General features: G+C 70.6%; 30 protein-coding genes. 11 read left to right on the top strand and 19 right to left on the bottom strand.

Annotated elements, in window-relative coordinates; translation table 11 throughout:
- Nucleotides 1-20: 20 nt before the first annotated feature.
- Complete coding sequence (locus RDV89_RS06150) at nt 21-401, top strand: DUF3253 domain-containing protein (protein ID WP_315732061.1); 381 nt, start codon at nt 21-23, stop codon at nt 399-401.
- Between the two features lie 39 nt (nt 402-440).
- Here RDV89_RS06150 and RDV89_RS06145 read toward each other — a convergent pair whose 3' ends face one another.
- From RDV89_RS06145 to RDV89_RS06135, 3 genes are read right to left on the bottom strand one after another with little or no spacing between them, the layout of a single operon-like run.
- Complete coding sequence (locus RDV89_RS06145) at nt 441-1,004, bottom strand: DUF5709 domain-containing protein (protein WP_315732060.1); 564 nt, start codon at nt 1,002-1,004, stop codon at nt 441-443.
- Nucleotides 1,005-1,017: 13 nt separating this feature from the next.
- Complete coding sequence (locus tag RDV89_RS06140; protein ID WP_315732059.1) at nt 1,018-1,161, bottom strand: hypothetical protein; 144 nt, start codon at nt 1,159-1,161, stop codon at nt 1,018-1,020.
- A gap of 36 nt (nt 1,162-1,197) precedes the next feature.
- Complete coding sequence (locus tag RDV89_RS06135) at nt 1,198-1,548, bottom strand: hypothetical protein (protein WP_315732058.1); 351 nt, start codon at nt 1,546-1,548, stop codon at nt 1,198-1,200.
- Nucleotides 1,549-1,683: 135 nt separating this feature from the next.
- On the opposite strand from RDV89_RS06135, the gene RDV89_RS06130 reads away from it, so the two are divergent.
- Nucleotides 1,684-2,445, top strand: a complete 762-nt coding sequence (locus tag RDV89_RS06130) for a DinB family protein (protein ID WP_315732057.1) — start codon at nt 1,684-1,686, stop codon at nt 2,443-2,445.
- Here RDV89_RS06130 and RDV89_RS06125 read toward each other — a convergent pair.
- The 4 genes from RDV89_RS06125 to RDV89_RS20220 form a co-directional block, all read right to left on the bottom strand.
- The gene (locus RDV89_RS06125) at nt 2,433-2,987 is read right to left on the bottom strand and encodes a hypothetical protein (protein WP_315732056.1); all 555 of its coding nucleotides are present in this window, start codon (nt 2,985-2,987) and stop codon (nt 2,433-2,435) included. The two genes, RDV89_RS06130 and RDV89_RS06125, sit on opposite strands and share 13 nt — an antisense overlap.
- A gap of 15 nt (nt 2,988-3,002) precedes the next feature.
- Nucleotides 3,003-3,566, bottom strand: a complete 564-nt coding sequence (locus RDV89_RS06120; RefSeq protein WP_315732055.1) for a hypothetical protein — start codon at nt 3,564-3,566, stop codon at nt 3,003-3,005.
- Nucleotides 3,567-3,779: 213 nt separating this feature from the next.
- Complete coding sequence (locus tag RDV89_RS06115; protein WP_315732054.1) at nt 3,780-5,150, bottom strand: reverse transcriptase domain-containing protein; 1,371 nt, start codon at nt 5,148-5,150, stop codon at nt 3,780-3,782.
- Nucleotides 5,147-5,863, bottom strand: a complete 717-nt coding sequence (locus RDV89_RS20220) for an SLATT domain-containing protein (RefSeq protein ID WP_369012403.1) — start codon at nt 5,861-5,863, stop codon at nt 5,147-5,149. Before RDV89_RS20220 ends, RDV89_RS06115 begins: the two co-directional genes overlap by 4 nt.
- 357 nt (nt 5,864-6,220) lie before the next feature.
- Between RDV89_RS20220 and RDV89_RS06110 the strand changes: the two genes are divergently transcribed.
- On the top strand, nt 6,221-6,592 hold the full coding sequence (locus RDV89_RS06110; RefSeq protein WP_315732053.1) for a DUF427 domain-containing protein: 372 nt from the start codon (nt 6,221-6,223) through the stop codon (nt 6,590-6,592).
- Here RDV89_RS06110 and RDV89_RS06105 read toward each other — a convergent pair whose 3' ends face one another.
- Together RDV89_RS06105 and RDV89_RS06100 are read right to left on the bottom strand one after the other, a co-directional pair.
- Nucleotides 6,593-7,603 (bottom strand): 5'-3' exonuclease, encoded by a 1,011-nt coding sequence (locus RDV89_RS06105; protein ID WP_315732052.1) that lies wholly within the window; start codon nt 7,601-7,603, stop codon nt 6,593-6,595. It abuts the gene before it with no gap.
- 37 nt (nt 7,604-7,640) lie between these two features.
- Nucleotides 7,641-8,582 (bottom strand): NADP-dependent oxidoreductase, encoded by a 942-nt coding sequence (locus RDV89_RS06100; protein ID WP_315732051.1) that lies wholly within the window; start codon nt 8,580-8,582, stop codon nt 7,641-7,643.
- A 74-nt stretch (nt 8,583-8,656) separates the two neighbouring features.
- On the opposite strand from RDV89_RS06100, the gene RDV89_RS06095 reads away from it, so the two are divergent.
- From RDV89_RS06095 to RDV89_RS20215, 3 genes are all read left to right on the top strand, one after another.
- Nucleotides 8,657-9,319 (top strand): hypothetical protein, encoded by a 663-nt coding sequence (locus tag RDV89_RS06095; protein WP_315732050.1) that lies wholly within the window; start codon nt 8,657-8,659, stop codon nt 9,317-9,319.
- On the top strand, nt 9,312-10,082 hold the full coding sequence (locus RDV89_RS06090) for a hypothetical protein (RefSeq protein ID WP_315732049.1): 771 nt from the start codon (nt 9,312-9,314) through the stop codon (nt 10,080-10,082). The genes RDV89_RS06095 and RDV89_RS06090 overlap by 8 nt, the downstream gene beginning before the upstream one ends.
- A gap of 286 nt (nt 10,083-10,368) precedes the next feature.
- Complete coding sequence (locus RDV89_RS20215; RefSeq protein WP_369012402.1) at nt 10,369-11,088, top strand: sce7726 family protein; 720 nt, start codon at nt 10,369-10,371, stop codon at nt 11,086-11,088.
- Here the strand turns inward: RDV89_RS20215 and RDV89_RS06085 are convergent.
- The 3 genes from RDV89_RS06085 to glnA all read right to left on the bottom strand — a co-directional run bounded on the left by RDV89_RS06085 (nt 10,979) and on the right by glnA (nt 14,962).
- The gene (locus RDV89_RS06085; RefSeq protein WP_315732048.1) at nt 10,979-12,022 is read right to left on the bottom strand and encodes a beta family protein; all 1,044 of its coding nucleotides are present in this window, start codon (nt 12,020-12,022) and stop codon (nt 10,979-10,981) included. The two genes, RDV89_RS20215 and RDV89_RS06085, sit on opposite strands and share 110 nt — an antisense overlap.
- A gap of 172 nt (nt 12,023-12,194) precedes the next feature.
- A complete protein-coding gene (locus tag RDV89_RS06080) occupies nt 12,195-12,341 on the bottom strand; it encodes a hypothetical protein (protein WP_315732047.1) in 147 nt (48 codons plus the stop codon).
- A gap of 1,196 nt (nt 12,342-13,537) precedes the next feature.
- Complete coding sequence (gene glnA / locus RDV89_RS06075; RefSeq protein WP_315732046.1) at nt 13,538-14,962, bottom strand: type I glutamate--ammonia ligase; 1,425 nt, start codon at nt 14,960-14,962, stop codon at nt 13,538-13,540.
- Nucleotides 14,963-15,162: 200 nt separating this feature from the next.
- Here glnA and RDV89_RS06070 point away from each other — a divergent pair, with 200 nt between their 5' ends.
- From RDV89_RS06070 to RDV89_RS06060, 3 genes are all read left to right on the top strand, one after another.
- Nucleotides 15,163-15,567, top strand: coding sequence for an RDD family protein (locus tag RDV89_RS06070; protein WP_315732045.1), 405 nt, complete (start codon nt 15,163-15,165; stop codon nt 15,565-15,567).
- Nucleotides 15,568-15,625: 58 nt separating this feature from the next.
- Nucleotides 15,626-16,441, top strand: a complete 816-nt coding sequence (locus RDV89_RS06065) for an SCO4651 family lipoprotein (RefSeq protein ID WP_315732044.1) — start codon at nt 15,626-15,628, stop codon at nt 16,439-16,441.
- 121 nt (nt 16,442-16,562) lie between these two features.
- Nucleotides 16,563-17,429, top strand: a complete 867-nt coding sequence (locus RDV89_RS06060) for a hypothetical protein (protein ID WP_315732043.1) — start codon at nt 16,563-16,565, stop codon at nt 17,427-17,429.
- 98 nt (nt 17,430-17,527) lie between these two features.
- Here the strand turns inward: RDV89_RS06060 and RDV89_RS06055 are convergent, their stop codons facing one another.
- Genes RDV89_RS06055 through lipB form a run of 5 tightly spaced genes read right to left on the bottom strand, consistent with a single transcriptional unit; the run spans nt 17,528 to nt 21,989 of the window.
- Nucleotides 17,528-18,235 (bottom strand): DUF4191 domain-containing protein, encoded by a 708-nt coding sequence (locus tag RDV89_RS06055; RefSeq protein WP_315732042.1) that lies wholly within the window; start codon nt 18,233-18,235, stop codon nt 17,528-17,530.
- Nucleotides 18,236-18,271: 36 nt separating this feature from the next.
- A complete protein-coding gene (lipA, locus tag RDV89_RS06050; protein WP_315732041.1) occupies nt 18,272-19,234 on the bottom strand; it encodes a lipoyl synthase in 963 nt (320 codons plus the stop codon).
- Nucleotides 19,235-19,267: 33 nt separating this feature from the next.
- On the bottom strand, nt 19,268-20,254 hold the full coding sequence (locus RDV89_RS06045) for an ABC transporter permease subunit (protein WP_315732040.1): 987 nt from the start codon (nt 20,252-20,254) through the stop codon (nt 19,268-19,270).
- Entirely contained in the window at nt 20,251-21,228 is a 978-nt protein-coding gene (locus tag RDV89_RS06040) for an ABC transporter ATP-binding protein (protein ID WP_315732039.1), read from the bottom strand. The genes RDV89_RS06045 and RDV89_RS06040 overlap by 4 nt, the downstream gene beginning before the upstream one ends.
- Nucleotides 21,229-21,254: 26 nt before the next feature.
- Nucleotides 21,255-21,989, bottom strand: coding sequence for a lipoyl(octanoyl) transferase LipB (gene lipB / locus RDV89_RS06035; protein WP_315732038.1), 735 nt, complete (start codon nt 21,987-21,989; stop codon nt 21,255-21,257).
- Nucleotides 21,990-22,063: 74 nt separating this feature from the next.
- Here lipB and RDV89_RS06030 point away from each other — a divergent pair, with 74 nt between their 5' ends.
- Nucleotides 22,064-22,693, top strand: coding sequence for a hypothetical protein (locus RDV89_RS06030; protein ID WP_315732037.1), 630 nt, complete (start codon nt 22,064-22,066; stop codon nt 22,691-22,693).
- On the opposite strand, the gene RDV89_RS06025 is transcribed toward RDV89_RS06030, so the two are convergent.
- On the bottom strand, nt 22,685-23,593 hold the full coding sequence (locus tag RDV89_RS06025; protein ID WP_315732036.1) for a TIGR01777 family oxidoreductase: 909 nt from the start codon (nt 23,591-23,593) through the stop codon (nt 22,685-22,687). The genes RDV89_RS06030 and RDV89_RS06025 overlap by 9 nt on opposite strands.
- 81 nt (nt 23,594-23,674) lie before the next feature.
- Nucleotides 23,675-25,510: a 2-oxoglutarate dehydrogenase, E2 component, dihydrolipoamide succinyltransferase gene (gene sucB, locus RDV89_RS06020; protein WP_315732035.1), complete on the bottom strand. Its 1,836-nt coding sequence runs from the start codon at nt 25,508-25,510 to the stop codon at nt 23,675-23,677.
- Nucleotides 25,511-25,685: 175 nt separating this feature from the next.
- Between sucB and RDV89_RS06015 the strand changes: the two genes are divergently transcribed.
- Nucleotides 25,686-26,054, top strand: coding sequence for a hypothetical protein (locus tag RDV89_RS06015; RefSeq protein ID WP_315732034.1), 369 nt, complete (start codon nt 25,686-25,688; stop codon nt 26,052-26,054).
- Nucleotide 26,055: the final 1 nt, after the last annotated feature.

Below are 26,055 nucleotides of genomic sequence, written 5' to 3'. Positions count from 1 at the left end.
CCCCGCGCCACACTGGCCGCATGCGCCCGGAGCCGAAGACGTGCCGCTCGTGCGGGCGCACCATCGAGTGGCGCAAGAAGTGGGAGCGCGACTGGGACCAGGTGCGCTACTGCTCGACGAGCTGCCGGCGTCGGGGTGTGAACGACGTCGACCGCCGGCTCGAGGCCGCACTCTCCGAGCTGCTGAGCGGCCGGGCGCGGGGCGGGCGGGGCGTCTCGCCGGCGGACGCGGTGCGCGCCGTCGCCGGCGACGACCCGGACGAGCAGCGGGCGCTGGCCGAGCCCGCACGCCGCGCCGCGCGCCGGATGGTGGCGCGCGGCGAGGCCGAGATCGTGCAGCGTGGTCGGGTCGTCGACCCGTCGACGGCGTCCGGGCCGTTCGAGGTGCGGCGGCCGCGCTGACGGGCGTACGCCCCGTGGGTCGCGGCCGCCGCGCGCACCTCAGGTGAGCAGGTCGTCCTCGTCAATGGTGTGAACGGCGGCCTCCTCGGCGCCGGCGGCGGCGCCGTCGATGCCGACGTCGGTCGCGACCAGGTCCTTCTCGACGTCGTCGCGCGCGCCCTCGTCGGGCGCGACGAGGCGCCCCGAACGGTCGTCGCCGACCTCGCGCTCCTCGGTCCCGACCGCGGCCGGATCCTCGGCGTTCGGCGCCTCGGTCACGAGGGTCTTCAGCTCGCCGGCCTCGGCGGCCCGCTCGGCCTCCTCGTACGGGTCCGGCTCGGGAACCTCCTGCTCGACGCGCTGGTCGAGCGTCTCGCCCAGGCTCTCCTCGAGCGGGGTGTTGCCGTAGCGCTGGCCGGCGGACCACTTCTCCGGCGGCGAGTAGCCCTCGTCCAGCGGGTCGGCGAGCCCACGGTCGTCGTCGACGAGGCTGTCGCCCGTGTCCTGCGGCTGGTTCTCGTCGTCGACGCTGTAGCCGTGGTAGTTCTCGTTGTCGGTCGTGTCGCCCGAGACGTCGACCGCGGGGTCGGTGCCGATCTCGGCCCCCGTGGGGTCCTGGCTCATCTCCGCGCCTCCCTCAGTGCTTCTTGCGCCGGCCGGCGCGGCGGTCGCGGAACGACTGCACGGCACGGTCGATCTTGGCGCGGTTGTGCGGCTTGCGGGACTCGGAGTAGAGCCGCTTGCCGATGGCGAACAGGGCAGCACCCTTGAGGAACCTCATGAGTGGCCGGTACCCGTTCGCGCACCGGCCAGCGCGTCAGTCGCCCGCGCTGTAAACGCCGGTCGCGAGGCGGCGGTGCGTCTGCTCGCGCACGGCGGCCGCGTCGTCGAGGCCCGGCACGGCGTACGCGATCATCGGCTCGCCGCTCTCGGCGTCGACGACGAAGGCCGTCAGGCGCGGCGACCAGGACCAGGACCCCGGACGGTCGCGCAGGTGGGTGAGCACCTGGCCCATCACCCGCGCGGTCGGGACCTTCTCGTCGGCGGCGGTGACGTGCTCGGCGAGCCAGGCGTTGGTGACGGGGTCGGCACCGGCGACGGCGACGGGTGCGAGCTGCTGCTCGGCCCGTCGCGCGAGGTCGGGCACGGTGCGGCGTGTGGTGGGCATTGCGAGAGCCTGTCACAGGTCGGCCGATCCGCTCACTTCGTGCCGCGGCCTGCGTCGCGGACCGGCGGCCCTTGACCGGGCGTGCGGCGCGTCCGATCGTGTGGGGTCAGCATCTCCGACGAGGGCGAGGCAGCCATGACGACGTACTCCCGCACGAAGGAGTTCGAGGGCGCGACCTTCGAGCGTGCGAGCCTCAAGGGCGTCCGCGTGCGCTCCTCGGACGTGCGGGGGATGACGATGCGTGGCGTCGACCTCGACGGCCTCGACGTCGACAGCCACGACCTGGCCTTCGGCACGCTCCTCGTCAACGGTGTCGACGTGGTGCCTCTCGTGGAGGCCGAGCTGGACCGGCGCTTCCCCGGCCGCGCATTGCAGAAGGCGGAGACGCCCGAGGGCCTGCGAGAGGGGTGGGTCGCGGTGCAGGAGGCGTGGCGCACCACCGTCAACGGCACGCCGCGCGAGCTCGTGGACCGGCAGGTCGACGAGGAGTGGTCACTGGCGCAGACGCTGCGGCACCTCGTGCTCGCCACGGACGCGTGGCTGCGTCGCGGCATCCTGGGGGTGGAGCAGCCGTTCCACGAGCTCGGCCTGATCTTCACGGGCGCCGCGGAGAGCGGGTTCGACATGTCGGTCTTCCGCGCCGACGAGCCGGACTTCGACGAGGTGCTCGCCGCGCGCGCCGAGCGTCAGCAGATGGTCACCGACTTCCTCGCGACGGCGACGCCGGAGCTGCTGGCCGAGGAGCGCGCCAACCCCTGGGGCGGGGACGACTGGCGGCCGACGGTGGGGGACTGCGTACGCGTGGTCCTCGAGGAGGAGTGGGCGCACCTGCGCTACGTGCGACGCGACCTGGCGACGCTGCAGGACCCGCAGGGCGACGGGGCTCAGGCCGGGTAGGGGTCCGCGAACCGGCTGAGCGCGTCGAGGTAGCGCCCGCCGATCTCTATCCGCGTGACGTCGCGGAAGCGCCAGTCCTCCGTCTGCGGGGCCCAGACGCCGTCGCGACCGAGGTAGTGCAGCGTGAACTTCTTGGTACGCAGCTCCAGCAGGCGCCCGAGGGCCAGCGGCTCGTCGTCGAGCTCCTCGAAGTGGATCGACACCAGGTCCGCCTTGTCGGCGGCGAGCGCGAGGAGCCCGGCGGCGTCGACGTCGTCGGCGCAGGAGAAGACGGCCGGCTTCCTGCCGAGGCCCTGCAGCGCGCGGTGGTGGTAGGCGTCGTCGTCGCGGAACCAGATGCGCGAGACCTCGTTCAGTCGCAGGGCGACCACCGTGTCGAGGTGGACGCCGTCGGAGAGCTCGTGGACGACCACCCAGTCGTCGGCCAGGGCGACGACGAGGCCGTCGGTCCGCTCGAGGTCGAGGCCGTCACGAACGACGGTGACGATGCGGCCCTCCGACAGGGAGCTCGCCAGGCGGCGACGGATCTTGGAGCGCTTCATGTGTCGGACCCTCTCTCAGCCGATGACGCCGGTCAGCAGCAGCACCACGAGCGTGACGATGCCGGCGAGGAGCAGGCCGCCCACTGCGACGGCGGCCACCACGAGGCCGACCTTGGCGGTCGTGTTCATCTTCTTCGTGAGCCCGAGCCGCTGGGCCTCGGCGTCGATGAGCCGGTTGCCCTCGGCGGAGTCGAACGAGTAGTCGACGGCGGCGCCGACGTTCCCGTCGTCGTCCATGCCGTACTCCTTGCGGAACGACTTTTCGCGCACGATCCCCTGCTTCGTCGAGGCGGACGCCCGCAGGGTGGGTCGTGGGATCCCGCCGCCGACGTCGACGCCTGCCTCCCACGAGACCGTGTACGCCTTGTCGGTCACGGTGTACGTGCTCGTCGCGGGGTCGACGCGCACGACGTGCGCGAAGGTCGTCGACAGCGACTTGCGGTACATGAGGGTCCACCACTGCTGATCGACGACGTCGATCTGCACCGTGAACCCGTCGGGCGTCTGGTCGGTGACCATGTACGGCTGGTCCGCGACGGCACGGCGGACGGCCTCGGCGAGCTCGGGTGCGGTGGTCATGGGTCGAAAGTACCGCGCAAGGTGTGGCGCCCTCAGCGCCGTAGGAGCACACGTCGTGGCAGGAAGTCACGGATCAATCGGAACGTGCCATCACGAGCAAGGAAAACGGCGGGTCGCGTCGAGGGCCGACGCGTCGTTAGAAGCCTCTATCGACGACGTGGAAAACATGTTGCTGTGATCCCCGGAATACGCACATCGTCGGGGGCTACGTCATCACGAAGCCGGCTCAAGATCGTGTTCCAGGTCAACAACGTGGCGACGGACGACCCTACGGAACGCAGCAATCGCTTCTAGATCATTTAATGCGGCGAGCGCACTGGTCGTCCATTCCTCGTGCTCGCGAAGGTGTTCGCGTGCCGCGACCGCGTCGACGGAGTCGAGGTCAAGAGCGAACTGCCGGAATCGATCGTTATCTCTGCTGGCCCAGTACGCCTGCGTGAAGAGTTTCGTCACTGTTCCTCCAGGCAGTCCGTATCGCCGCAAAAGATTACGCACCAGTGCGTCCAGGTGGCCTAGGGATGTGAGGTCCGTCGTACGGTTGTAGTACCGAATCCAGCCCCGGGCCTGCCCGTCGACAATGCACCCGCCGATTGTTAACTCCAAGCGCCAGAGAAGTCTTCGGAAATCTGTTGCGCCACTCGTGGAACGGTACGCCTTACCCAACTGCGAGATCAACCGCGCAAGTTGATTCTCGATCTTGCGCATTCCTGCGGGCGTGACCCTCACGGCACCCTGCCCAAGGGTATAGCCCAGATAATCGAAACCTTCGGACAGTTTCCCCGAATCGCACTTGCCAGGGGTTCCGAGGGGGTGGGTTGTCAAACCCAATCGGTTCAGTCGTCCAACGAGAAGGTCGAACTGCGACTCGACTGGACGCTTGGAAAGGACGAGGATGTCGTCGACGTACCGGAAATATCTGATTGTGGGCGGTGTCGATCTGTCAAAGTCTCGTAAGTACAGCTCGGCAAGTTGCGAAGAGACCGGCAACCCGAGAGGCAGTCCATCTGGCGCAGACGAAAGGCCGCGACTCCGCTCGCCGAACGCAACGGTCGAGTTTCGCAGTGCGCGCTCGAGGAAGCGTATTACGGGATCGACCGGAACGTCCTGGGCGACCGTTGAGATCAGGGTTTCGTGGCGAATGGATCCAAAGAAATCTTGAATATCCATCTTTAAGTAATAATCATAGACACCGGAGTCCACAGCGTCGATGACTCGACTCATCTTTCGTTGTGGCGGCTCCGGGCCGCCGATCCCGTAAATTGAGCGAAGTGTCGACTTAAGGGCCAGCAGCGCGACCCGATCACGAACGGTCGGTATCGAAAAAACTCGAGGATGCCGCCCCCTTCCTCGGGAAGCGAGTCCCTCTCGATAGCTTGTCAGGCGATAGTGTCCAGTCCGCAAAGACTTGCTCACGCTGGCAGCGAGGATGCGTTTATGTTTCGTGGTCCAGCCATCAACCGACGCTGGGTGAATCCCGTCGAGGCCAACTCCTTGGGACGTTGGCACCGTCACGGCTAGTGAATGCAATAGCGACTTCTGGGTGGACGCCGTCCAGAATAGTCTACCGGGGTTGGAGGTGGTCATAACGTGATGATGACCCACACTAGCCAGCCAGAACTGCAGGCGACGACGGCAATCGGGATTACATTCAAAGCGTTCTGTCCGGCGATGGCGGCTAGGCGCTTCCGTCGATCGGCCTCCCGCTTGTCAGGGTCCTCTCGTTCCGGCATGGCGCGGTGGTAGTCCGCGGTGGTGTGATTCTCGGATTGGTCAAGAGCATCCTGGTAACGCGACTCGAGTTCGGCCCTAGAGTCGCATATTGCCGTGTCCGTCGTGGTCGTCGCTCGCAGTGACTCTATCGAGGCCGAAACGCGCTGAATTGCGCGAAAACTATGGAACAAATCGCGTGAACGCGATTGATAATTAAGTGCCGACGTGATCAGGGAAAGGACTAATGTGGCAAGGGCGAAGAGGGTGGCCGAGAGATCGGACGTCGAGACGGGCCTCGCGGTGTTTGACAATGAGATAACAGATGCGCATAGGGTGGCGGCCGAGGCAACCGAGAGCGCGATCATCCATAAAGTGCCGCGTAATTGCAAACGTTGCGAGGCGCGCGCACGACTCACGAAAGTGATGTAGGTCCGGCGCTCAAAGGTCCTCGCCCACTGCCGCACCTGAGACTCCGGGGCAGAGGGCAGGCTCGGCCGAGGCTGTTCGGGTCCCTCTGGCTGAGATGGTTTGGGGGCGCGACGCGGCGGTGCCGCGTTGCCGGATCGCCGACGGGGGGTACTCGCCATGAGCCGCATGGTAAGCCACCGACGCACAGTCAAAGGTGCAAAGCACAACTACACAGAAGCGATTCCGCTGCGGTCGCTCCACGCAGCATCAGAACTTACAGGACCCGGCAAGTCTGTGGGCGGAACGCCAGCACTTGAGGGGAGCATGGGTGGTGGCGCGTCGCGAGTCTTCTGCAACCTACGCACGGGAACGGTTGGCCAAGGTAGAGCCGAGGTGCGAGTTCCTGCGATACGTTCCGGCGCATCCCATCAACAGCTGGGACGGAATTCGGACTACCGTTCAGTTCTGTCAAAGGTCGTTGGCCAGCTCTCAAGCGCTGTTCGGAATGGCCCGTCACACGGCGTCGTTGGATACGCATGACCCAGCGACCGCACCTGATCCCCGACGAGTCCCACCCCATCGACGTGACGCCCACGGACGGCCGGGTGGTCGTCACCCGCAACGGACGCGTCATCGCCGAGACCGACCGGGCGCTGACGCTGCAGGAGGCGTCGTACCCGCCGGTGCAGTACGTGCCCCTGGCCGACGTCGACGCCGCCGCCCTCGAACGGACGGAGCACACGACGTACTGCCCCTACAAGGGCGAGTCCGGCTACTTCTCCCTCGTCGACGGCGACGAGCGCGTGGAGAACGCGGTGTGGGGCTACGACGAGCCCTACGAGGCGGTCGCATCGATCGCGGGTCACGTGGCGTTCTACCCGGACCAGGTCGAGATCAGCGTCGGCTGATCAGGCCCACCGGGTGGCCGAGGAGGCGGGCGTACCGGTCAGCACCCGCACCGCCAGCGACGTCGTCGCCTCCACGTTGAGAAACCCGACGACCCGGCTCACCCGGTCGATGTCGAGGGGCAGGAGGCCGGGGGTGCCCGGGACGTCCGGCCGCAGGCCGAGGTCGAGGTCGTCGCGACCGCTCATCATCGAGACGTTGAAGTCGTAGCGCTCCCGTGCGCCGGAGGCGCGCAGGTGGCGCACGACCCGGTCGCCCAGGCGACGGCCGCTGAGGTCGGCCGACCACGAGTCGAGCGCCGCGGCGACCGTGCGTCCCTCGTCGTGCTCGACGTCGGCCCACACGGCCTGCATGGAGCCGGCGGCCTCGAGGAGCGCGGCGGCCGTCTTCTCCCCGATGCCCGGCACCCCGGGCAAGTTGTCGCTGGCGTCGCCGCGCAACGCCGCGTACGCCAGGTAGTTCTCCGCCGCGACGCCGTACATGGTGTGCAGCCGTCGTGGGTCCAGCAGGGGCGAGCCGTGGATGCCGCCGTCGATCAGCCGCAGCACCTTCGTGTGGTCGCCGATGTGGGCGAACGCGTCGCGGTCGGAGGTGATGATGACGCAGTCCCAGCCGTGGCGCCGGGCCCACGCGGCCCCCGAGGCGCTGACGTCGTCGGCCTCGAGCCCGGGCGGGGTGAGCGTGGCGAGGCCGAGCGCGTCGAGCAGCGCGCCGGCCCGCTCGAGCTGGTCGACGAGCTCGGGGTGCTTCTCGGCCCGGCCGGCCTTGTAGGCCGGGTACGCGTCGCGGCGCACCGACGCCGTCCGGTCGTCGAGGCCGAAGACGACGGCGTCGGGCGCGAACCGGTCGATGGACTCGATGATCTGGCGCAGCATCCCGTGCAGCGCCCAGACGGGCCGACCGGCACGGTCGAGCGCGCGGGTGTGGGCGCGGGCGTGGTGGTTGCGGTGCAGCAGGGACGGGGCGTCGACGACGAGCAGCAGCTTGCGGGGTGCGTCGTCGGTGGCGGTCATCGCGGAGCCATCGTAGGCCCGCGGTCGGGCTCCGGGGTCAGGCGAACTCGAGCACCAGCCGCCCGCGTACTCCGCCGGCCGCCAGTCGCTCGTGTGCCTCCCTTGCCCGGTCCGCCGGGACGACGTCGGCGACCCGCAGCTCCAGCACGCCCGCCTCGGCGAGCTCGCGCAGCTCGTCGAGCCAGTCGCTGCGCTCGGCCACCTCGCCCACCAGCACCGGGTGGAAGCGCAGCTGCCGGCTCCCGTCGCCCTTCCAGAACCGCACGGTCGCCACGCCGCCGTCGTCCTTCACCGCGCCCAGCACCTTCTCGTCCTGCACCGCGCCGTCGACGAGGCCGTCGACCCCGTCGGGGAAGACCTCACGCATTCGGTCGGCGACGTCGTCGCCCCGGGGCACGACGTGGTCCGCGCCGAACGAGCGCACCAGCTCCACGTCCTTCTCGGCCGCGTCCGCGACGACGGTGAGGCCGGCGCGCTTGGCCAGCGCGACGACGTACGCCCCCAGGGCCCCGGCCGCCCCGGTGACCGCGACGACCTCGCCGGGGGCGAGATCCAGCTCGTGGAGTGCCAGCAGCGCGGTCAGGCCGTTCATCGGCAGCGTGGACGCCTCGGCGTGCGAGGTGCCCTCGGGTGCGCGGACGACGGATCCGACCGGCAGCACGATGTCCTCGCGGTACGCCCCGTGCTGGTCCGACGGCACGACGACGCCCATCACCCGGTCGCCCGGTGCCAGGTCGGTCTCGGTGCCCGGGCCGACCTCGAGCAGCTCGCCGGCGATGTCCATCCCGGGCACGTCGGCGGTGTCGCGGGGTACGCCCGAGCGGTTGCGCGCACCGTTGACGACGTAGGTGTCGGTGGGGTTCACGGCGGCCGCGCGGACGCGTACCCGTACCTGGCCGGGCCCGAGCGGCTCGGCGGGGAGGTCGATCGCGTGCAGGGCCTCGGGCCCGCCGTACTCGGTCACTCCGATGGCTCGCATGCGTTCCTGTGTACCGGCGAGGGACAACCAGAAGACGCTTGGCACAGAGCTTCGCGTAGGCGAAACTTTCTGTCATGGACCTGATGACCGTCGCTGCCGCCGCGCGCGCGCTGGACGTGTCCACGCGGCAGGTCCAGCACCTGGTCGAGGCCGGTGAGCTCCGCCGTCTCGAGCGCGGCATCGTGGACCGGGAATCCGTCGAGCGGCTCGTGGCGACGCGGGGTGGGTCGCACTCGCGGGGGTGGTCGGAGCAGACGGCGTGGGGTGCGGTGGCGCTGCTCACCGGGGCCACGGCCGACTGGATGGGGGAGAGCCAGCGATCCCGTCTCCGGGGGCGCCTGCGCACCATCACGTCGAGCGAGCTCGCTGAGCGGACGCGGCGCCGCGCGAGCGTGGCTCGCTACGCGGCCCATTCGAGCGTCGCGGCCGACCTGACGGCACGGCTCGTCAGCACGGGTGATGCGGCGGGCCGACTCGGCCTGACCGCGACCGCGGCGGTCGACGGCTACCTCGGTCGGAGCGAGCTCGCCGAGGTGGTGCGGGACCACGGGCTCGTCCGCGACGACGCGGGGTCGGTCACCCTGCGGGCCACGGACGCGGACCTCGCCGTCGTGCAACGGCTCGCGAGCAGCGGCACGACCCTGGCCGCGCTGGACCTCGCATCGTCCTCGAGAGCGCGCGAGCGACGGGCCGGCCTCGACGGCCTCGACCGAGCGCTGAGGGCCTTCCGTGGCTGAGCGCACCTCGTTCGACGTTGCGACACCTCCCGGGGGGTGGACCGCGCCGTGGCCGAACGTCGCCGAGATCGAGCGCGTGCTGCCGCACACCAGGTGGACCCTGGTCGGAGGCCTCATGGCGCAGCTGTACGCCTTCCACCACGGCATCGGGGAGGTGCGGCCGACGAGTGACGTCGACATGGTGCTGCACGTCGAGACGACCCGGGGCGTTGCGGGGGAGGCCGCACGTGCGCTCGAGTCCCTCGGCTACGAGCTGCAGGCGGTCGATCGGTCGGCGAGTGCCCACCGGTTCGTCCGCGGCGACGCGATCGTCGACCTCGCCGCGGGGCGTGACGACGACGTCGTGGACGTGCTGGTGGCGGACCACGCCGCTCCGCGTGTCGTCGAACGTCTGCGCGGACACCGGATGATCGCAATCGAGGGCGGCACCCAAGCGCTGCGCCGCACGGTCCACGCGCGGTTGCAGATCGACGATGGGCGGGTGACGACCGTCAGCGTGCCGTCGCCGTATGCGGCCGTCGTGCTCAAGGCCGCCGCGCACCGGTCGGATCCGCGCGACCGTGTGCGGCACCTCGAGGACGCGGTCGTCCTGCTGTCCGTCATCGCCGATCCGCGCGCCGACCGAGCGTCGGCGGCCGGGTCCGACCGTTCGCGGCTGCTGTGGCTGGCGCGAGCGCTCGCCGACGACCCTCGTCCCTGGCGTCTCGTGCCCGAGCCGTGGCGATCGGACGGCGTGACGGCGCTGCGCATCCTGACGAGCTGACGGAGCGCCGACGCCCGAGGGCTCAGATGTCGTACATGTCGATCCCGCAGGTCTCTGGCCTGCTACGACGACGGATACAGGGTGTCGCATGTAGCAGCCGTGTAACACCGCCCGAGGCACCCCGCCCAGAGCCGGTTGAGGAAGCTGAGCGGGAGTGCGTTGAGATCGAGTCGCACGCAGGGTGGTGGTTCGGGGGCGGCCCGGGCGCCGAGTGGGAAGCGTCGCGTCTAGTCATAGCCTCTCCCCGGGCTGCTTCCGCAAGTGCGAGTTTGCCCCGTCGCGGAGTATGCAGCATCCGCGTCGGACTCACCGGCAAGGACACGCTGACGGCTGGCTCAGGAGGATGCCTACACTCACGTCCATGCGAGATAGCGATGTTCGGTTCGCCCTTCGGGGTCGACTCGCTCTGGAGCACCAGCACGAATTGGATGACACCCTGTTCGTCGAGGAGCTGGGTCTGTGCGGGGCTGCTCGTGTGGACGTTGCCGTCGTGAACGGGGCGTTGTCCGGATACGAGCTGAAGAGTGCCCGCGACACCCTGGATCGCCTACCTGCGCAGGTAGCGACATACTCGAAGGTGCTGGATTACGCGGTTCTCGTCGTCGCGGAAAACCATCTCAAGCACGCTCGGCGTGAGCTTCGCCCGTGGTGGGGTATTCAGATCGCGCGGGAAGTTGACGGCGTCGTTCTTCTGACGGATGCCCGAGTACCTCGTCAGAATCCGCGAGTGGATGCTGCCTCCCTGGTGCAACTTCTGTGGAAGGACGAGGCTGTCCGCCTACTTGCGGCCCGAGGGCAGGACAAGGGTGTGCGATCGCTCCCGCGCGAGGCCGCGTGGGAGCGCCTCGCGGCGACCGTTGATCTAGACGAGCTCCGTGCCGAGGTGCGAACCGTGCTCAAGGTTCGCCGTGGGTGGCGAGACGATCGAGGACGTGCTCGATGTGATGAGACAGTCCGGCGCGCAGATACGTCGTCGCGTTTCCTGGCCCGGCGGATGTCCCGCTAGCCACCGAAGCGATGTAGCCATCGCCATGGCTGAAGCCACTCCCGCGGTAGTAGGGCGCGGCGGCGAGGTCCTTCGCGAGCTGCACGTACTGCGGGCTGGGCGCGCTCTTGCTTGCCCCCCGATGAACTCGCCACTCGGCAACGTCGGTGTACTTGATGTTCGGGATGGGCGACCACGCGGCATCGGAGTTCGGGTAGGTCGGCAGACCGATGCCGCAGTCGCCGTAGGTCGCGTCCCTCGGCAAGCCACGAGACACCAATGAGAGGTACGCATCGCGGTCCGCGCGATCGAAGCTACCGACGGTGCTCCTCCCCATCTTGTTGCCCATGTCGTCGGGGAAGGCAGAGAACGTAAGGATCAGGCTCCGCCAGGCGCCGATGGTCGGGATGACCTTCAGTGCGGATTCGATGATCGAGATGCGGCTGGCGACGCTGCTTCGGACGAGAGTGGCATCGATGACCAAGTCGATGTCCGAGTGGACCACGGAGTACGACGTCATGAAGTCCACCAGGTCGCTCGACGTCACTGCGGGCGTCGAGACTGCGAGGTCCTCGGCGTCCAGCCGAAGCACGATTCCGCGACCGTCCGTCGCGATCACGTTGGCCAGCGCTGCGATCGCGTCCGGAACCTCCTCGAGGGTCGCTACGGGCACTGCGGCGACCGACCCTGCGCGAAGGGTCGAGAAGATGTCGTCAATCTCTGCGCCCCAGCTGGGGTCGTCTAGTCCCTCAATGTTGAGCGGTTGGACCCAGCACACGTCGGATCCGGCACCCCACTTCACGACTAGCCCTGCTGCTCGCTCGCGGCTCGGCGCCTCGAAGAGCGGCACGAAGGCGTCGCGAACGATCCCAGAGAGGCAATCCAGTTCTGCCTGTTTGGTCTTGAGAACGCACACGTAGTCGGAATCGGTAAGTGCTACCCCCGCAGAAACCATGGCCGGACGGTAGCGCCCTCGCCGGGCACTCGTCAGACAAACCAGAGGGTTGCCAGACCTTGATGCGCGGCATGCCAGCCGCAGACTGGAACAGCAGTCACCCAACCACCGCAACGGAGACCTGTCAGATGCGTCGTTGTCCGTCCCCGCAGGGGAAGCGGTGTGGCTCGGCTCAGGCGGTCTGCCAAACGACTTCGTTGTTTCGGTCGTAGCTCTCGAAGAGCCGCGGCAGAACCATCGTGACTAGGAGCGGTAGGTAGGCGGATGTGAGCGTTGGCAGTGCCGCCATGATTCCGGTCAGTTTGGCGTCGATGTTCATGCCGACGACCCTGATCAACGCCGTGACTGCCGCTAATGCAGTGCGTCTTAGCGGTGCTCATGCTCGCCATCGCGGCTCCTCGGTCGAGAGTCCGCGACGGTAGGACCGTCCGAGCCATCTGTCGCCTCGACCGAGCGGATCTGTGGACAGCCGACATCCTCTCCACAGCGCGGCACGCGAACCGACGTGCGACTGCGAGGTCACCTCTCGGAGAAGACCTCACCGACCGTCACACCTCTTGCATCACCGGGCCTGAGTCGTCTGGCGAAATGCAAGTGGTGAGACGACTTCGGGTGCCTGTGGTCAGCACGGGTGACCCTGACCGCGCCTCTTCGGTTCTGGGGGCGTTCTCGAAGGACGCCCGATAACGAGAAGCGAGCCATGGGATCGAGAAGGCACGACGTGCCCCTGCCGCTGTGGGCTGAGGAGCCGGGGGAGCGGGGGGTGCCCGCGCAGGTGGTCCCCGCCGAGACGCTGCGGGCGAAGCACCGCCGCGCCCAGCAGCTCTGGTCGATCGAGGAGGTCGCCGACTACCTCGGCGTGCCGAAGCAGACGTGTACTCGTGGCGCCAGACCGGGTACGGGCCCGCCGCGGTCAGGGTTGGAGAGCACCTGCACTATTGCGAGGCGACCGTGCTGGGTGGACCGCGGAGCAGGAGGGCGCGCGTGAGCGAGGCGCCGGTGTGCGGGCGATACGGCCGGCCTCTCCTGGTGCCGCTCAGGCCCCGGCCGGGGCGCCCACGGCGCTGGTGTACCGACCGGTGCCGACGGCTCGCCTCGGAGGAGCGGCGCGCCGCGGAGGGCGACAACCAGCCCGTCCGCTAGGTGACCACCCCGCTGTCGCTCGGCGACCACGTCGACGCCGTGCTGGCCTCGCCCGCCGCGTGCGGCCGCATCGTCCGACAGATCGGGGAGTTGGATGCTCGAGGGCCGGCTTGAGGAAGCGCGCTGGGAGAGCGTCGCCGGGGAGCTCGTGCGGACGGCGCGACGTCAGGCGCAGCGCCGACGGCAAGGGCGGGAACGGCGCCGCTCAGGTCCGCCCGCACGTACCGCTCGTCACACCAGGACCGAAAACAGCCCCGAACAACGCGAAACGCCCCCGATCAGCCGGGAAGGCTGTCAGGGGCGTTTCTGCAGGTCAGACGCCGTTTCTGGCGGTCCTTCGCGGTTGTTCAGAGGCCGCGAAAACCGGACAGATCAGATGTCGTAGTACAGCTCGAACTCGTGCGGGTGCGGGCGCAGCTGCACGGGCGCGATCTCGTGCTCGCGCTTGTACGCGATCCACGTCTCGATCACGTCGGGCGTGAACACGTCACCCTGGAGCAGGTACTCGTGGTCGGCCTCGAGGGCGTCGAGCACCGCGCCGAGCGAGGTCGGGACCTGCTCGATCTCGGCCATCTCGTCCGGCGGCAGCTCGTAGATGTCCTTGTCGATCGGCGCGGCCGGCTCGATCTTGTTCTTGACACCGTCGAGGCCGGCGAGCATCAGCGCCGCGAAGGCGAGGTACGGGTTCGCCGACGGGTCGGGGAAGCGGGTCTCGACGCGCTTGGCCTTCGGGTTGGAGCCCGTGATCGGGATCCGGACCGACGCGGAGCGGTTGCGCGAGGAGTACACGAGCGAGATCGGGGCCTCGTAGCCCGGCACCAGGCGGTGGTAGGAGTTCACCGTCGGGTTGGTGAACGCCAGCAGCGACGGCGCGTGCTTGAGGATGCCGCCGATGTACCAGCGCGCCACGTCGGACAGGCCGCCGTAGCCGGCCTCGTCGTAGAACAGCGGCTCGCCGCCCTTCCACAGCGACTGGTGCACGTGCATGCCCGAGCCGTTGTCCCCGAAGATGGGCTTCGGCATGAAGGTGACGGACTTGCCCTGCTGCCACGCGGTGTTCTTGATGAGGTACTTGAACTTCATCACGTCGTCCGCGGCCTTGAGCAGCGTGTCGAAGCGGTAGTTGATCTCCGCCTGACCCGCGGTGCCGACCTCGTGGTGGGCCCGCTCGACCTGGAGGCCGCAGGCCTCGAGGTTCTTGACCATGTCGGCGCGCAGGTCGCTGTAGTGGTCGTACGGCTCGACGGGGAAGTAGCCACCCTTGAGGCGGGTCTTGTAGCCGAGGTTGTCCTCGCCGTCCTTGCCCGAGTTCCACCAGCCCTCGACGGAGTCGATGTGGTAGTAGCCCTCGTTCACGCCGGTCGAGTAGCGCACGTTGTCGAAGATGTAGAACTCGGCCTCGGGGGCGAAGAACGCGGTGTCCGCGATGCCCGTGGTCTCGAGGTAGGCGAGCGCCTTCTTCGCGATGTTGCGCGGGTCGCGCGAGTACGCCTCACCCGTGATCGGGTCGTGGATGAAGAAGTTGACGTTGAGCGTCTTCGCCTTGCGGAACGGGTCGATGTACGCCGTCGTCGGGTCCGGGAACAGCGACATGTCCGACTCGTTGATCGCCTGGAAGCCGCGGATCGACGAGCCGTCGAAGCCGAGGCCGTCCTCGAAGACCGACTCGTCGAAGGACGACACCGGGACGGTGAAGTGCTGCATGACGCCGGGCAGGTCGCAGAAGCGGACGTCGACCATCTCGACGCCCTCCTCCTTGATGAACTTGAGCAGCTCGTCGCTGTTCGCGAACGACATTCGTCCTCCTCGTCCCCACGCCGGTGGCGAGGGGCTCGTGGTACTCGGTGGGCCGTCCGGACGCAGCCCTGCGTCCGGACGATTGCGAAGCAACCTAGGGAGAGGCGGTTTCGCAACGGTCACCCGATTGTTTCACGCATGTAACAGGTCGCGACGGGTGCGTCCGGTGAGGCCGCCACGGGGGCCGATACGCTCAGCAGGTGTCGACCACGATCAACGAGCAGGCCTCCTGGGCCCGCCGCGCCGGAGCCCTCCTCATCGACTGGTTCGCCTCCACGCTGGTGGTCATCGTGTTCATCGGCCCCGGCGACTACTACAGCGCCGGCGGCGGCCCGGCCCTGTGGACCTCGATCGTCTTCGTGCTCGAGAGCACGATCTTCACCACGGTGGCCGGCGGCTCCTTCGGCAAGCTCGCCACGCGCCTGCGGGTGGTACGCGTCGACGGCGGCGGCTGGTCGGGCGGCGGCGTCGACCCGATCCGCTCCTTCGCCCGCTCCGTCCTCATCATGCTGGTGATCCCGCCCCTGGTCTTCCGCCCCGACGGCCGCGGCCTGCACGACCTCGCCGTCGGCACGGCGACGGTGCCGCTCTCCGCGCTTCGCTGAGACCGGATCCCAGCGAAAGGCGCGCGGGGGAGCGGCGGGTCTCCTAGGGTCGTCGACCATGCGCTCCCTTCGCCCCCGTCGCTCGCTCGCCGCCGTGTCGCTGGGTCTCCTGGCCGCCCTGACGCTCACCGCGTGCGGGGAGGACTCCGCCTCCGAGGCCGGGACGGGCACCCGTGACGACGACCGCACCGTGGAGCGCGCCGCCAACGGCGAGGAGATCAGCGTCGCCGAGCTCGAGGAGGTCCTGGCGACGGCCTTCGACGTCGAGTCGGCCGCCGTCGAGGTGACCGTGGACGCGGGGGGCATGGTCGTCACCCAGACCGGCGTCGTCGCCTTCGACCCCGAGAACCCGCGGATGCGCCTGGAATCCGAGGAGGCCGGGGAGGTCCTGCTGGTCGACGGCATCCTGTACACGTCGGCTGGCCCCGGCTCGGGCGAGTTCGTCGCGATGGACCTCGACGACCCCGACAACCCGTTCGGAGCCACGATGTCCGCCCTCACGGACCCGGAGGCGAGCTCCGCCGCGCTGACCGCGGCCGCGGTCTCCGTCGTTGCCCTGGACCCGGCCGACATCGACGGCGGGGGCGCGGAGGCGTACCGGATCGTCCTCGACACCGCGGCCATGTTCGAGGCCGTCGACGCCCCGGAGCTCCAGCAGCTCGTCGACCCCGACGCCCTGCCCGAGGAGACGGTCCAGACCATCGTCCTCGACGACCAGGGCCGGGTCGTGCGCATGGTGCAGGAGATGCCCGCCACGGACGTCACGCCGGAGATCACCACGACCACCACCTACTCCGAGTTCGGCGTCGAGGTCGACGTCGAGGCCCCGGCGGACGCCATCCCGTTCGACGAGTTCGCGGCACAGTCCCTCTGACGACGCGAACGGTCACGGCTCGGCCACGAGCCGAGTCGGCCAGTTTCACCAGGTGAGCGGCTGGGTAGGGCCGGGGCCGGGCCCGGTCAGGGGCCCGCATTCCCCACCCCGAGAGGAACCCATGTCCCACCTGAAGATCCGCCGTACCGTCGCGGCGCTCTCCGTGAGCGCCGTCGCAGCCGTCGGCCTCGCCGCCTGCGGCTCCGACGACTCCGACAGCAGCAACGGCGGCTCGGGCGAGAACAGCAGCCAGGACGAGGGCGGCGACGAGGCCGAGACCGAGGGCGACACCGGCATCGACGGCGCCGCCGAGGGCGACGAGGTCGACCCCGCCGCGTTCTCGGAGGCGTACGCGGACGCCGCGGCCGCCGTGGAGACCGCCCGGATCGACCAGGTCACCGAGGCGGGCGGCCAGGAGCAGAGCCAGACGGGCGTGGCCCGCTTCGACCCCGAGAACCTGGAGATGGAGCTCGAGATCACGACCGGCGGCCAGACCCAGACGGCGCTGGTGGTCGACGGCACGATGTACATCGCGGTCGACCCCAGCGGCTCGCAGTACGCGTCGGTCGACCTCACCGACCCGAGCAACCCCCTCGGCGCGTCGATCACGGTCATCGCCGACCAGCAGAAGACCGCCCAGGCGTTCGGTGAGGCCGCCACCTCCATCACGTACGACGGCGTCGTGGACGTCGACGGCGTCGAGGCGCAGGAGTACACGACCACCATCGACACGGCGGCGTACTACACCTCCCTCGGCCTGGACGACTTCGCCGCGCTGGTCGAGCAGGGCCAGCTCCCCGAGGAGCTGACGCAGCTCATCGCGTTCGACGAGGAGGGTCGCGTCGTGCGCACCACCCAGGACGTGCCGGCCACCGGTGGCGTTCCGGAGTCCTCGACCACGACGACGTACTCGGACTTCGGCGTCGAGGTCGACGTCGAGGCCCCGGACCCGTCGACGGTCACGCCCCTCCCGGGCGCCGGCGCCTGACGGCTCCCGCACGACACGAACGCCCCCGGGTCCTCGGAGCCGGGGGCGTTTCGCGTGGCGCTGGTGGTGTGCTGCCGGGATGCGCGGGAGAGCGGGGCTCAGCGGCCGCGCATGTTCGAGCGCATGCCCTTCATGTTCGTGGGCAGCGGGCCCTTCGGCAGCGGGACCTTACCCCGCTGCGCGTCGAGCGCCTTGAGCCGGTAGAGCACGTCGGTCATCTCCGCCGGCCGGATCGCCTTGGGGAGCTTCTGCAGGTGCTTGACCAGCTTCGGCAGCGGGACCTGGCCCTCGCCGCGGCCGACGACGACCTCGGTGATGGGGGTGTCCGCGGTGACGCGCTCGTGCTTGCGCTTCTCCGCGGCGAGCAGCTGCTTCGTGCGGTTCGGGTTGCCCTCGGCGATCAGCACGATGCCGGCGCGACCGACGGCACGGTGGACCACGTCCTGCTGGCGGTTGAACGCGATGACCTCGGAGGTGTCCCAGCCGCGGCGCAGCATCCGCAGGGCGGCGCCGCCGGAGCCCGGCTGGTCCTCGATCTGGCGGTACATCGACGACTGCGCACGGCGACCGAAGACGATCAGCGTCGCGAGCGTGCCGACGAGCAGCGCCGAGATGACGGAGAGCACCATCGACAGCCATCCGCTGCCGGGCAGCAGCTGGAAGACGAGGAAGCCGAGCGCCGCCGCGACGACGAACGTGCCGAGCAGGATCAGGCCGAGCCGCGGGTCGCCCCGCTTCGCCATCCGGAACGTCTCGGCGATCTGGCCGCGACGGGACTTCTTCGGGGCGGGCGTGGAGCTGGACATGCGGTCGGTGCCTACTTTCGGCTGGCTGAGGCGGTGTCAGGCGGTGGCGGTCGCGACGGGCAGCGGTTGGCCGCCGCGCGCCTCGACGGCCTGACGGTACAGGCGCCCCGCGCGGTACGACGAACGAACGAGGGGACCCGACAGGGCACCGGCGAAGCCGATCTCCATCGCCTCGGTCTGCAGCTCGACGAACTCCTGGGGCTTGACCCACCGCTCCACCGGGTGGTGGCGCAGCGAGGGACGCAGGTACTGCGTGATGGTGATCAGGTCGCAGCCGGCCTCGTGCAGGTCGCGCAGCGCCTCGGAGACCTCCTCGCGGGTCTCGCCCATGCCGAGGATCAGGTTCGACTTCGTGACCAGCCCGGCCGCGCGGGCCTGGGTGAGCACGTCGAGGGAGCGCTCGTAGCGGAACGCGGGGCGGATCCGCTTGAAGATCCGCGGCACGGTCTCGATGTTGTGCGCGAGGACCTCGGGACGTGAGTCGAAGACCTCGGCCAGCAGCTCGGGCTTGGCGTTGAAGTCCGGGATGAGGTTCTCCACCCCGGTGCCGGGGTTGAGCTCGTGGATCGCACGCACCGTCTCGGCGTAGAGCCACGCGCCCCCGTCGTCGAGGTCGTCGCGGGCCACCCCGGTGATCGTGGCGTAGCGCAGCTGCATCGACTGCACCGACTCCGCCACGCGGCGCGGCTCGTCACGGTCCAGCGGCTGCGGCTTGCCGGTGTCGATCTGGCAGAAGTCGCAGCGACGGGTGCACTGGTCGCCGCCGATGAGGAACGTGGCCTCGCGGTCCTCCCAGCACTCGAAGATGTTGGGGCAGCCGGCCTCCTGGCACACCGTGTGGAGTCCTTCGGACTTCACCAGCTCCTGGAGGGCCTTGTACTCCGGCCCCATCTTCGCGCGGGTCTTGATCCACTCCGGCTTGCGCTCGATCGGGGTCTCCGAGTTGCGCACCTCGAGGCGGAGGAGCTTGCGTCCTTCGGCGGATGGCGTCTGGGTCACGGGCTCCACTCTACGCCCGTCGTCCCGCCCGGTTCACGGCACGTCGCGGCGGCGGAACGACCAGACCGACAGGGCGAGGACGACCACCATGACGACCAGCAGGTACGCCGTCGCGTCACCGCGGCCGACCGCGCTCACGCAGTCCTCGTACACCGCGCCGCACGGCTCCCTCGACGGGTCGTAGTACTCGAAGCGGCCGGTCACGAAGGCGTACACCTGCGACGGCAGGATCCAACGCTCCGGCGCCGCGACCGGCAGCAGTGCGGGCACCAGGGTGGAGCCCACGGACGCCGCCACCAGCACGCCGAGTGCGCCGACGGTGGAGCGCAGCAGCATGGTCAGGGCGTACAGGGTCACCGCCGCGCCCGTGACCAGCACGACGCCCGCGAGCGCCGACGTCACGACGTCGCCCCAGACGCCGTCGGGCGGGGACAGGTCCCAGGCGGCGGCCGCGCCGCCGAGGGCGGACCAGTAGAGGGTGAGCACCACGGTCGCGAGCAGGGCGGCCAGGAGGCCGACCGCGAGGCCCTTGGCCAGCCAGACGCGGCCGCGACGCGGGTCCGTCAGCAGCTGCACCGACAGCGATCCGGTCGCCCAGTCGGAGCCCGCGAAGGTCGCGCCGACGAGCATCAGCGCGATCGCGAGCACCACCACGACCGCGACGCCCGTGTTGGTGCGCTCCTGCCCGACGTCCAGCGGGGTCCGCCACAGGTAGTTGTCCGCGGTGTAGAACGACGGGTCGCCGATCACCACGTCGAAGCACTCGCCGGGGTCCGCGTCGGGACCCAGGCCCCAGTCCTCCGGGTCCTCCTCGCAGCGCGCCACGTCCTCCTCGGCGAACGCGAGCGACTCGGCGACCTGCCGCTCCGCCTCGGCGCGGTCGCGCGCGTCGATCGGGCGGCCCTCCCACAGCGTGGCCGCCGCGATCAGCACCGGCACGACGATCGCCAGGCCGCACAGCACCACGACCGCGCGCCGCAGCCGCAGCCGGGTCAGCTCGACGCCGAGCAGCCGGATCACCGGGCACCGCCCGCGAGACCGTGCTCGGCGGTCAGGTCGAGGAACACCGACTCCAGGTCGGGACGCAGCGGGGTCAGCTCGTCGGGCCAGAGGCCGGCCTCGCCCAGCACCTGCGCCACCCGGTGGGCCGGTTCCGGGCCGGGGTCCACGACCAGCGCGCCGGCCGTGCTCCCCGTGCTCCCGGTGCTCCCCGTGCTCCCCGGGGCCGCGGGCTCCGGGCGTACCGTCCAGCCGGCCCGCTCGAGCACGGCCCGCGCGGCGGCGGGGTCCGCGACGCGCACGCGGTAGGTCGTCGAGGCGCCGAGCAGCGACTCGACCGGGCCCTGCGCCAGGAGCCGGCCGCGACCGACGATGCTGGCGGAGGTGCACACCTGCTGGACCTCCGCGAGGATGTGGGAGCTGACGAGCACCGCCACGCCGCCCTCGCCCAGGCTGCGCACCAGCTCGCGGATCTCGCGGATGCCGGCGGGGTCCAGGCCGTTGGTCGGCTCGTCCAGCACGAGCAGCGCCGGGTCCTTCAGCAGCGTCGCGGCGATGGCCAGGCGCTGCTTCATGCCCAACGAGTACGCCTGGTAGCGGTCGCCCGCGCGCTCGCTCATGCCGACCTGCTCGAGCGCGCGGTCCACCCGCGTGCGCGGCAGCCCGCCGGCGCGGGCCAGGAGGTCGAGGTTCTGCCGACCGGTGAAGGTGGGGGAGAACTTGGGGGACTCCACGACCGCGCCCACGCGGCCGATCACGTCCGGCAGCTCCTGCGGCACCGGCCGGCCCAGCACGCGCATCTCGCCGGCGCTCGCACGCGCCAGACCCAGGAGCAGGCGGATCGTCGTGGTCTTGCCCGAGCCGTTGGGGCCCAGGAAGCCGTGCACCCCGGTCGCGGGCACCAGGAGGTCGAGGCCGTCGACCGCGGTGCGGACCCCGTGCCGGGTGCGGAACGTCTTGCTCAGACCGCGGGTCTCGACGGCGTGCTCGACCATGGGCCCTCCTCGGGGGTGACGGAGCCTCAGGGGGTGACGAGCTCGATGCGGGGCGCCCGCGGCGGTTCGGGGCGCGGCTCGTAGTCGGGCGTGGCCGTGTACTCGCCCCAGGCCAGCAGGTCGCGCAGGTGCGCCTCGACCAGCGGCAGCACCTCCGCGATCGGCACGTCGCGTCCCAGCTCCGCCGAGAGCGAGGTGACGCCCGCGTCGGCGATGCCGCAGGGCGTGAAGCGGTCGTACCAGCCCAGGTCGACGTCGCAGTTGAGCGAGAAGCCGTGCATCGTCACGCCGCTGGCGACGCGGATCCCGATCGCCGCGATCTTGCGCTCGGGACCCCGCTCGTCGGCGCGCAGCCACACGCCGCTGCGGCCCGGCACCCGGGCGGTCGCCACGCCGAGGTCGCGGCACACGCCGATCAGCGCCTCCTCGACGCGTCGCACGTAGTCGACGACCTTGACGTGGTCGGGCAGCCGCACGATCGGGTAGCCGACCAGCTGGCCCGGCCCGTGGAACGTGATCTTCCCGCCGCGGTCGACGTCGATCACCTCCGCGCCGCCGGCGTCGAGAGGGCGCTCGTGGGCGTCGGTGCGCTTGCCGCAGGTGAAGACCGGAGGGTGCTGCAGGAGCAGGACGGTGCCGTCGGTCGGCGCCGCGGAGGCGACCACCTCGGCGTGCACCTCGCGCTGCAGCTCCCACGCGTCGCGGTAGGCCACACCGTCGCCGGGGTGCTCGAGACCGATCGTCCGCATCGTCAGCGCCATGGCGCCGAGCGTACTCGCGGCGGGCCTGTGGACAGCGCACGGCAGGGCGCGGCGATCCGGGCGACAGTGGGGGCATGCAGCCAGCCGACGCGCCACGGGGTCGCCACCGCGCCGGGCGGAGCCGACCTCCGGTCGCGCTGCTGCTGGCGGCGCTGGCGCTGGTCGTGATCGGGGCCGCGTCGCTCGTGGGCGGCGGGGTACTGGTCGTCGGGAGCACCGCCACGGGAGCGTCCGGCACGCCGGAGGCCCCCGAGCGGCCGCGGGAGGCGGCCGGCGCGGAGCGCGGGACGGCACGGCCGGGCGCCGCGGGGGTGAGCCCGGCCTCCGTCCTGCGGGAGTGGGACGCCGCGCGCTCCGCGGCCTACGCCGCCGGCGACGTCGACGCGCTGCGCTCGCTGCACACGCTCGGCGGCGGCACGGGGCCCGCCGACGTCGCGGTGCTGGAGGCGTACGCCGCGCGCGGCCTGGTCGTGGACGACCTGCGGTTCGAGGTGGTCGGGCTGGAGGTGGTCGAGGTCGACGAGGACCTCCTGGTGCTGCGGGTCGAGGACCGGATGACGCGGGCGCGGGTCCTCGACGGGGCGGGGCGGGAGGTCGGCCTGCTGCCCGAGCGCGGTCGCGCCACCCGGGAGCTCACCTTCGAGCGCGACGGCGGCCGGTGGCGCCTGGGGGCGGCGCAGGAGGAGCGTAGGGACTCAGGCTGAGGGGGCGAGCGCCGCGGTGAGGACGTCGCGCACGTCGACGTCGTGGAAGGCGTAGCCCGCGTCGAGCAGCGCGGCCGGACGCGTGCGCAGGGAGCCCAGCACCTCCGGCGCCATGCGGCCCGCCGCGACCTTGATCAGCGGCGAGGGCACCTTCAGGAACGCCGGCCGGTGCACGAGGGAGGCGAGCGCCTTCGTGAACTCCGCGTTCGTCGGCACCTCGGGGCAGCACAGGTTCACGGGCCCCGACACCTCGTCGTGCTCGGCGAGGAACACGACGGCGTCGACCCAGTCGCGCAGCGAGATGATCGGGAAGTGCTGCGCGCCGTCGCCGAGGCGGGCAGCGCCGCCGAGGCGGAACATCGGCAGCAGCAGGTTCAGCGGGGCGCTCGCGCGGTCCAGCACGGGTGCCGTGCGCAGGAAGCACACGCGCGCCCCCGCCCGGACGGCCGGGTCGGCCGCCGCCTGCCACTCCCGGGTGACGTCGGTCAGCAGGGCGTCGCCGCGCGAGTCCGCCGACTCGTCGAGGACGGGGTCGCCCACGTTGCGGTGGTCGCCGTAGTACGAGATGCCGTTGCCCGCCAGGAAGGCCGGCGGGCGCTCGGCGTCGGCGACCGTGCGGGCCAGCAGGCTCGTCGTGGTGATGCGGCTGCGTCGGAGCTCGGTGGCCCACTTCTCGGAGTGCGGGTTCCCCATCGTGGGGGAGCCGGCCAGGTTGACCACCACGTCGGCGGTCGCGACGAGCGCGGCGTCGAGGCGACCCGCGTACGGGTCCCACGACGAGGCGTCGGGCGCGTCGGCGTCGCCGCGCACCAGACGCGTAACCCGGTGGTCGCGGGAGCGCAGCGCGCGCACGAGGGCCTGGCCGAGGAAGCCGGAGGAGCCGGCGATGACGACGTGCATGCCCCCATCCTGCTCGCCCACGCCAACGGCCCCGCCCCCACGAGGGGGACGGGGCCGTCGGGTCGAGCGGGGTGCGGGGTCTCAGACCTCGAACTGACCCGCCTCGAGGCGCTGCTTCAGGTCGCGCAGGAAGCGACCGGCGTCGGCGCCGTCGACGATGCGGTGGTCGTAGGTCAGCGCCAGGTACACCATGTGGCGCACCGCGATCGTCTCGCCCAGGTTCGGGTCGTCGATCACCACCGGACGCTTCACCACGGCACCGGGGCCGAGGATCGCGACCTGCGGCGAGTTGATGATCGGCGTGTCCCACAGGGCGCCGAAGCTGCCCAGGTTGGTGATCGTGAACGTGCCGCCCGACAGCTCGTCCGGGCCGATCTTGTTGGTGCGCGTGCGCTGGGCGATGTCGGCGATCTTCTTCGCCAGCCCCGCCACCGACAGGTCGCCGGCCTCCTTGATCACCGGGGTGATCAGGCCCTTCTCGGTGTCGACCGCGATCGAGAGGTTCTCGTAGTCGTAGTACGTCACCGTGTCGGCGTCGAGGTCGATCGCGGCGTTGAGCGACGGGTGCCCCTTGAGGGTGTCGATCGCGGCCTTGGCGAAGAACGGCAGGTAGGACAGCTTGACGCCCTCGCGAGCGTGGAAGTCCGCCTTCTGCGCGTCCCGGAGCCGGGCGATGTTCGTGACGTCGACCTCGACCACCTGAGTCAGCTGCGCGGAGGTCTGCAGCGACTCGACCATGCGCGTCGCGATGATCTTGCGCAGGCGCGAGAGCTTCTCGGTCTTGCCGCGCAGCGGGGACGGGGCCGCGGGAGCAGCACCCTTCGCCGCGGGAGCGGGCGCCGACGCAGCCGGGGCGGCGGCGGGGGCGGCAGCCGGGGCGGCGGCCTCCTTGGCCTTCGCGGCGGCGTCGAGGACGTCCTGCTTGCGGATCCGACCGCCGACGCCGGAGCCCGTCACCGACGACAGGTCGACGTCGTGCTGGGCGGCGAGCTTGCGCACGAGCGGCGTCACGTACGCCCCGGCGTCGTCGCTCGACGAGGCGGCGGGCGCGTCCTGCTTCGGCTCGGCCTTCGGGGCCTCCTGCTTCGGGGCCTCCTGCTTCGGGGCCTCCTGCTTCGGCTCGGCCTTCGGGGCCTCGGCCTTCGGCTCCTCCTTGGCGGGCTCCGGCTCGGGCTCCGGCTCGGGCTCCGGCTCGGGCTCCGGCTCGGGCTCCGGCTCCGGGTCGGCGGACGCGGCGGAGCCGTCGCCGATGATCGCGAGCTCGGCGCCGACCTCCACGGTCTCGTCCTCGTCGGCCTTGATCTCCAGCAGCGTGCCGGCGACCGGCGAGGGGATCTCGGTGTCGACCTTGTCGGTGGAGACCTCGAGCAGCGGCTCGTCGACCGCGACCTCGTCGCCGACCTGCTTGAGCCAGCGGGTCACGGTGCCCTCGGTGACGGACTCGCCCAGCGCGGGCAGCGTGACCGGGGTGCCGGAGCCGCTGCCGGAGCCGCCGGACGCGGCGGGCTTCTCGGCCGGCGAGTCGTCCTTCTCGGCCTCGGGGGTCTCGTCGCCGGCGGGGAGTTCGCCCTTCTCCTCGACGATCTCCTCCTCCTGCTCGGCCTTCTTCTCGGCCTCGTCCTCGTCGGCCGGCTGGGCCTCGGGGGTGGCGGAGTCGGAGGCGTCGCCCGCGGACTCGCCCTCGTCGCCCACGACGGCGAGCACGGCGCCGACCTCGACGGTGTCGTCCTCGGCGGCCTTGATCTCGAGGAGCGTGCCGGCGACGGGGGAGGGGATCTCGGTGTCGACCTTGTCGGTGGAGACCTCGAGCAGCGGCTCGTCGACGGCGATCGTGTCGCCGACCTCCTTGAGCCAGCGAGTGACGGTGCCTTCGGTGACGGACTCCCCGAGGGCCGGAAGGGTTACTTCGGTCGCCATGTGCTTCCTCTTCGTAAGGTCGGATCGAGTTGACCTCCCGCGGGCCGCGGCGGGAGACCGGTCGGGCACCATCCTTGCACTACACCGAACCCTCTCCCCACCCGGATGGCAGCCGTGTCGCCCCTACTCCCGGGTAGCAACACGGGTGGCCGACGGGGACGGCACAATGTGGTGCATGGGCCTGTTCGACCGATTCCGCCGCCGCCCCCGTTTCAGCTCGCCCGCACGCGACGCGACGCGCACGGGGTCGACCCGGGTCCGGGCCGCGGACGGCATGGACACCCAGCACCTCCAGGAGTTCGTCACGACCCGTCGCGGGGTCGAGGGCTTCGTCGAGCCCCGCACCGCGGTCAGCGACGTGACGCTGCTGCTCGTGGCCCACGACGGGGAGTGGACCCGGCGTCGCGTGCCCTCGGTGCAGTGGGCCCACGCCTTCGCGAACAAGCACCAGGTGCCGTCCTACGACGCCGCCGTCGTCGGCATCCCGCAGCGGATGCGCGACTACAACCGACGCAAGAAGAACGAGAGCCGCGGCTCCGCGTAGG

It is taken from the genome of Nocardioides imazamoxiresistens, from assembly GCF_032378595.1.
In the GTDB taxonomy this organism is placed as follows: domain Bacteria; phylum Actinomycetota; class Actinomycetes; order Propionibacteriales; family Nocardioidaceae; genus Nocardioides; species Nocardioides imazamoxiresistens.
The sequence above is the reverse complement of the archived record's forward strand: the minus strand, read 5'-3'. Positions and strand labels throughout refer to the sequence as shown.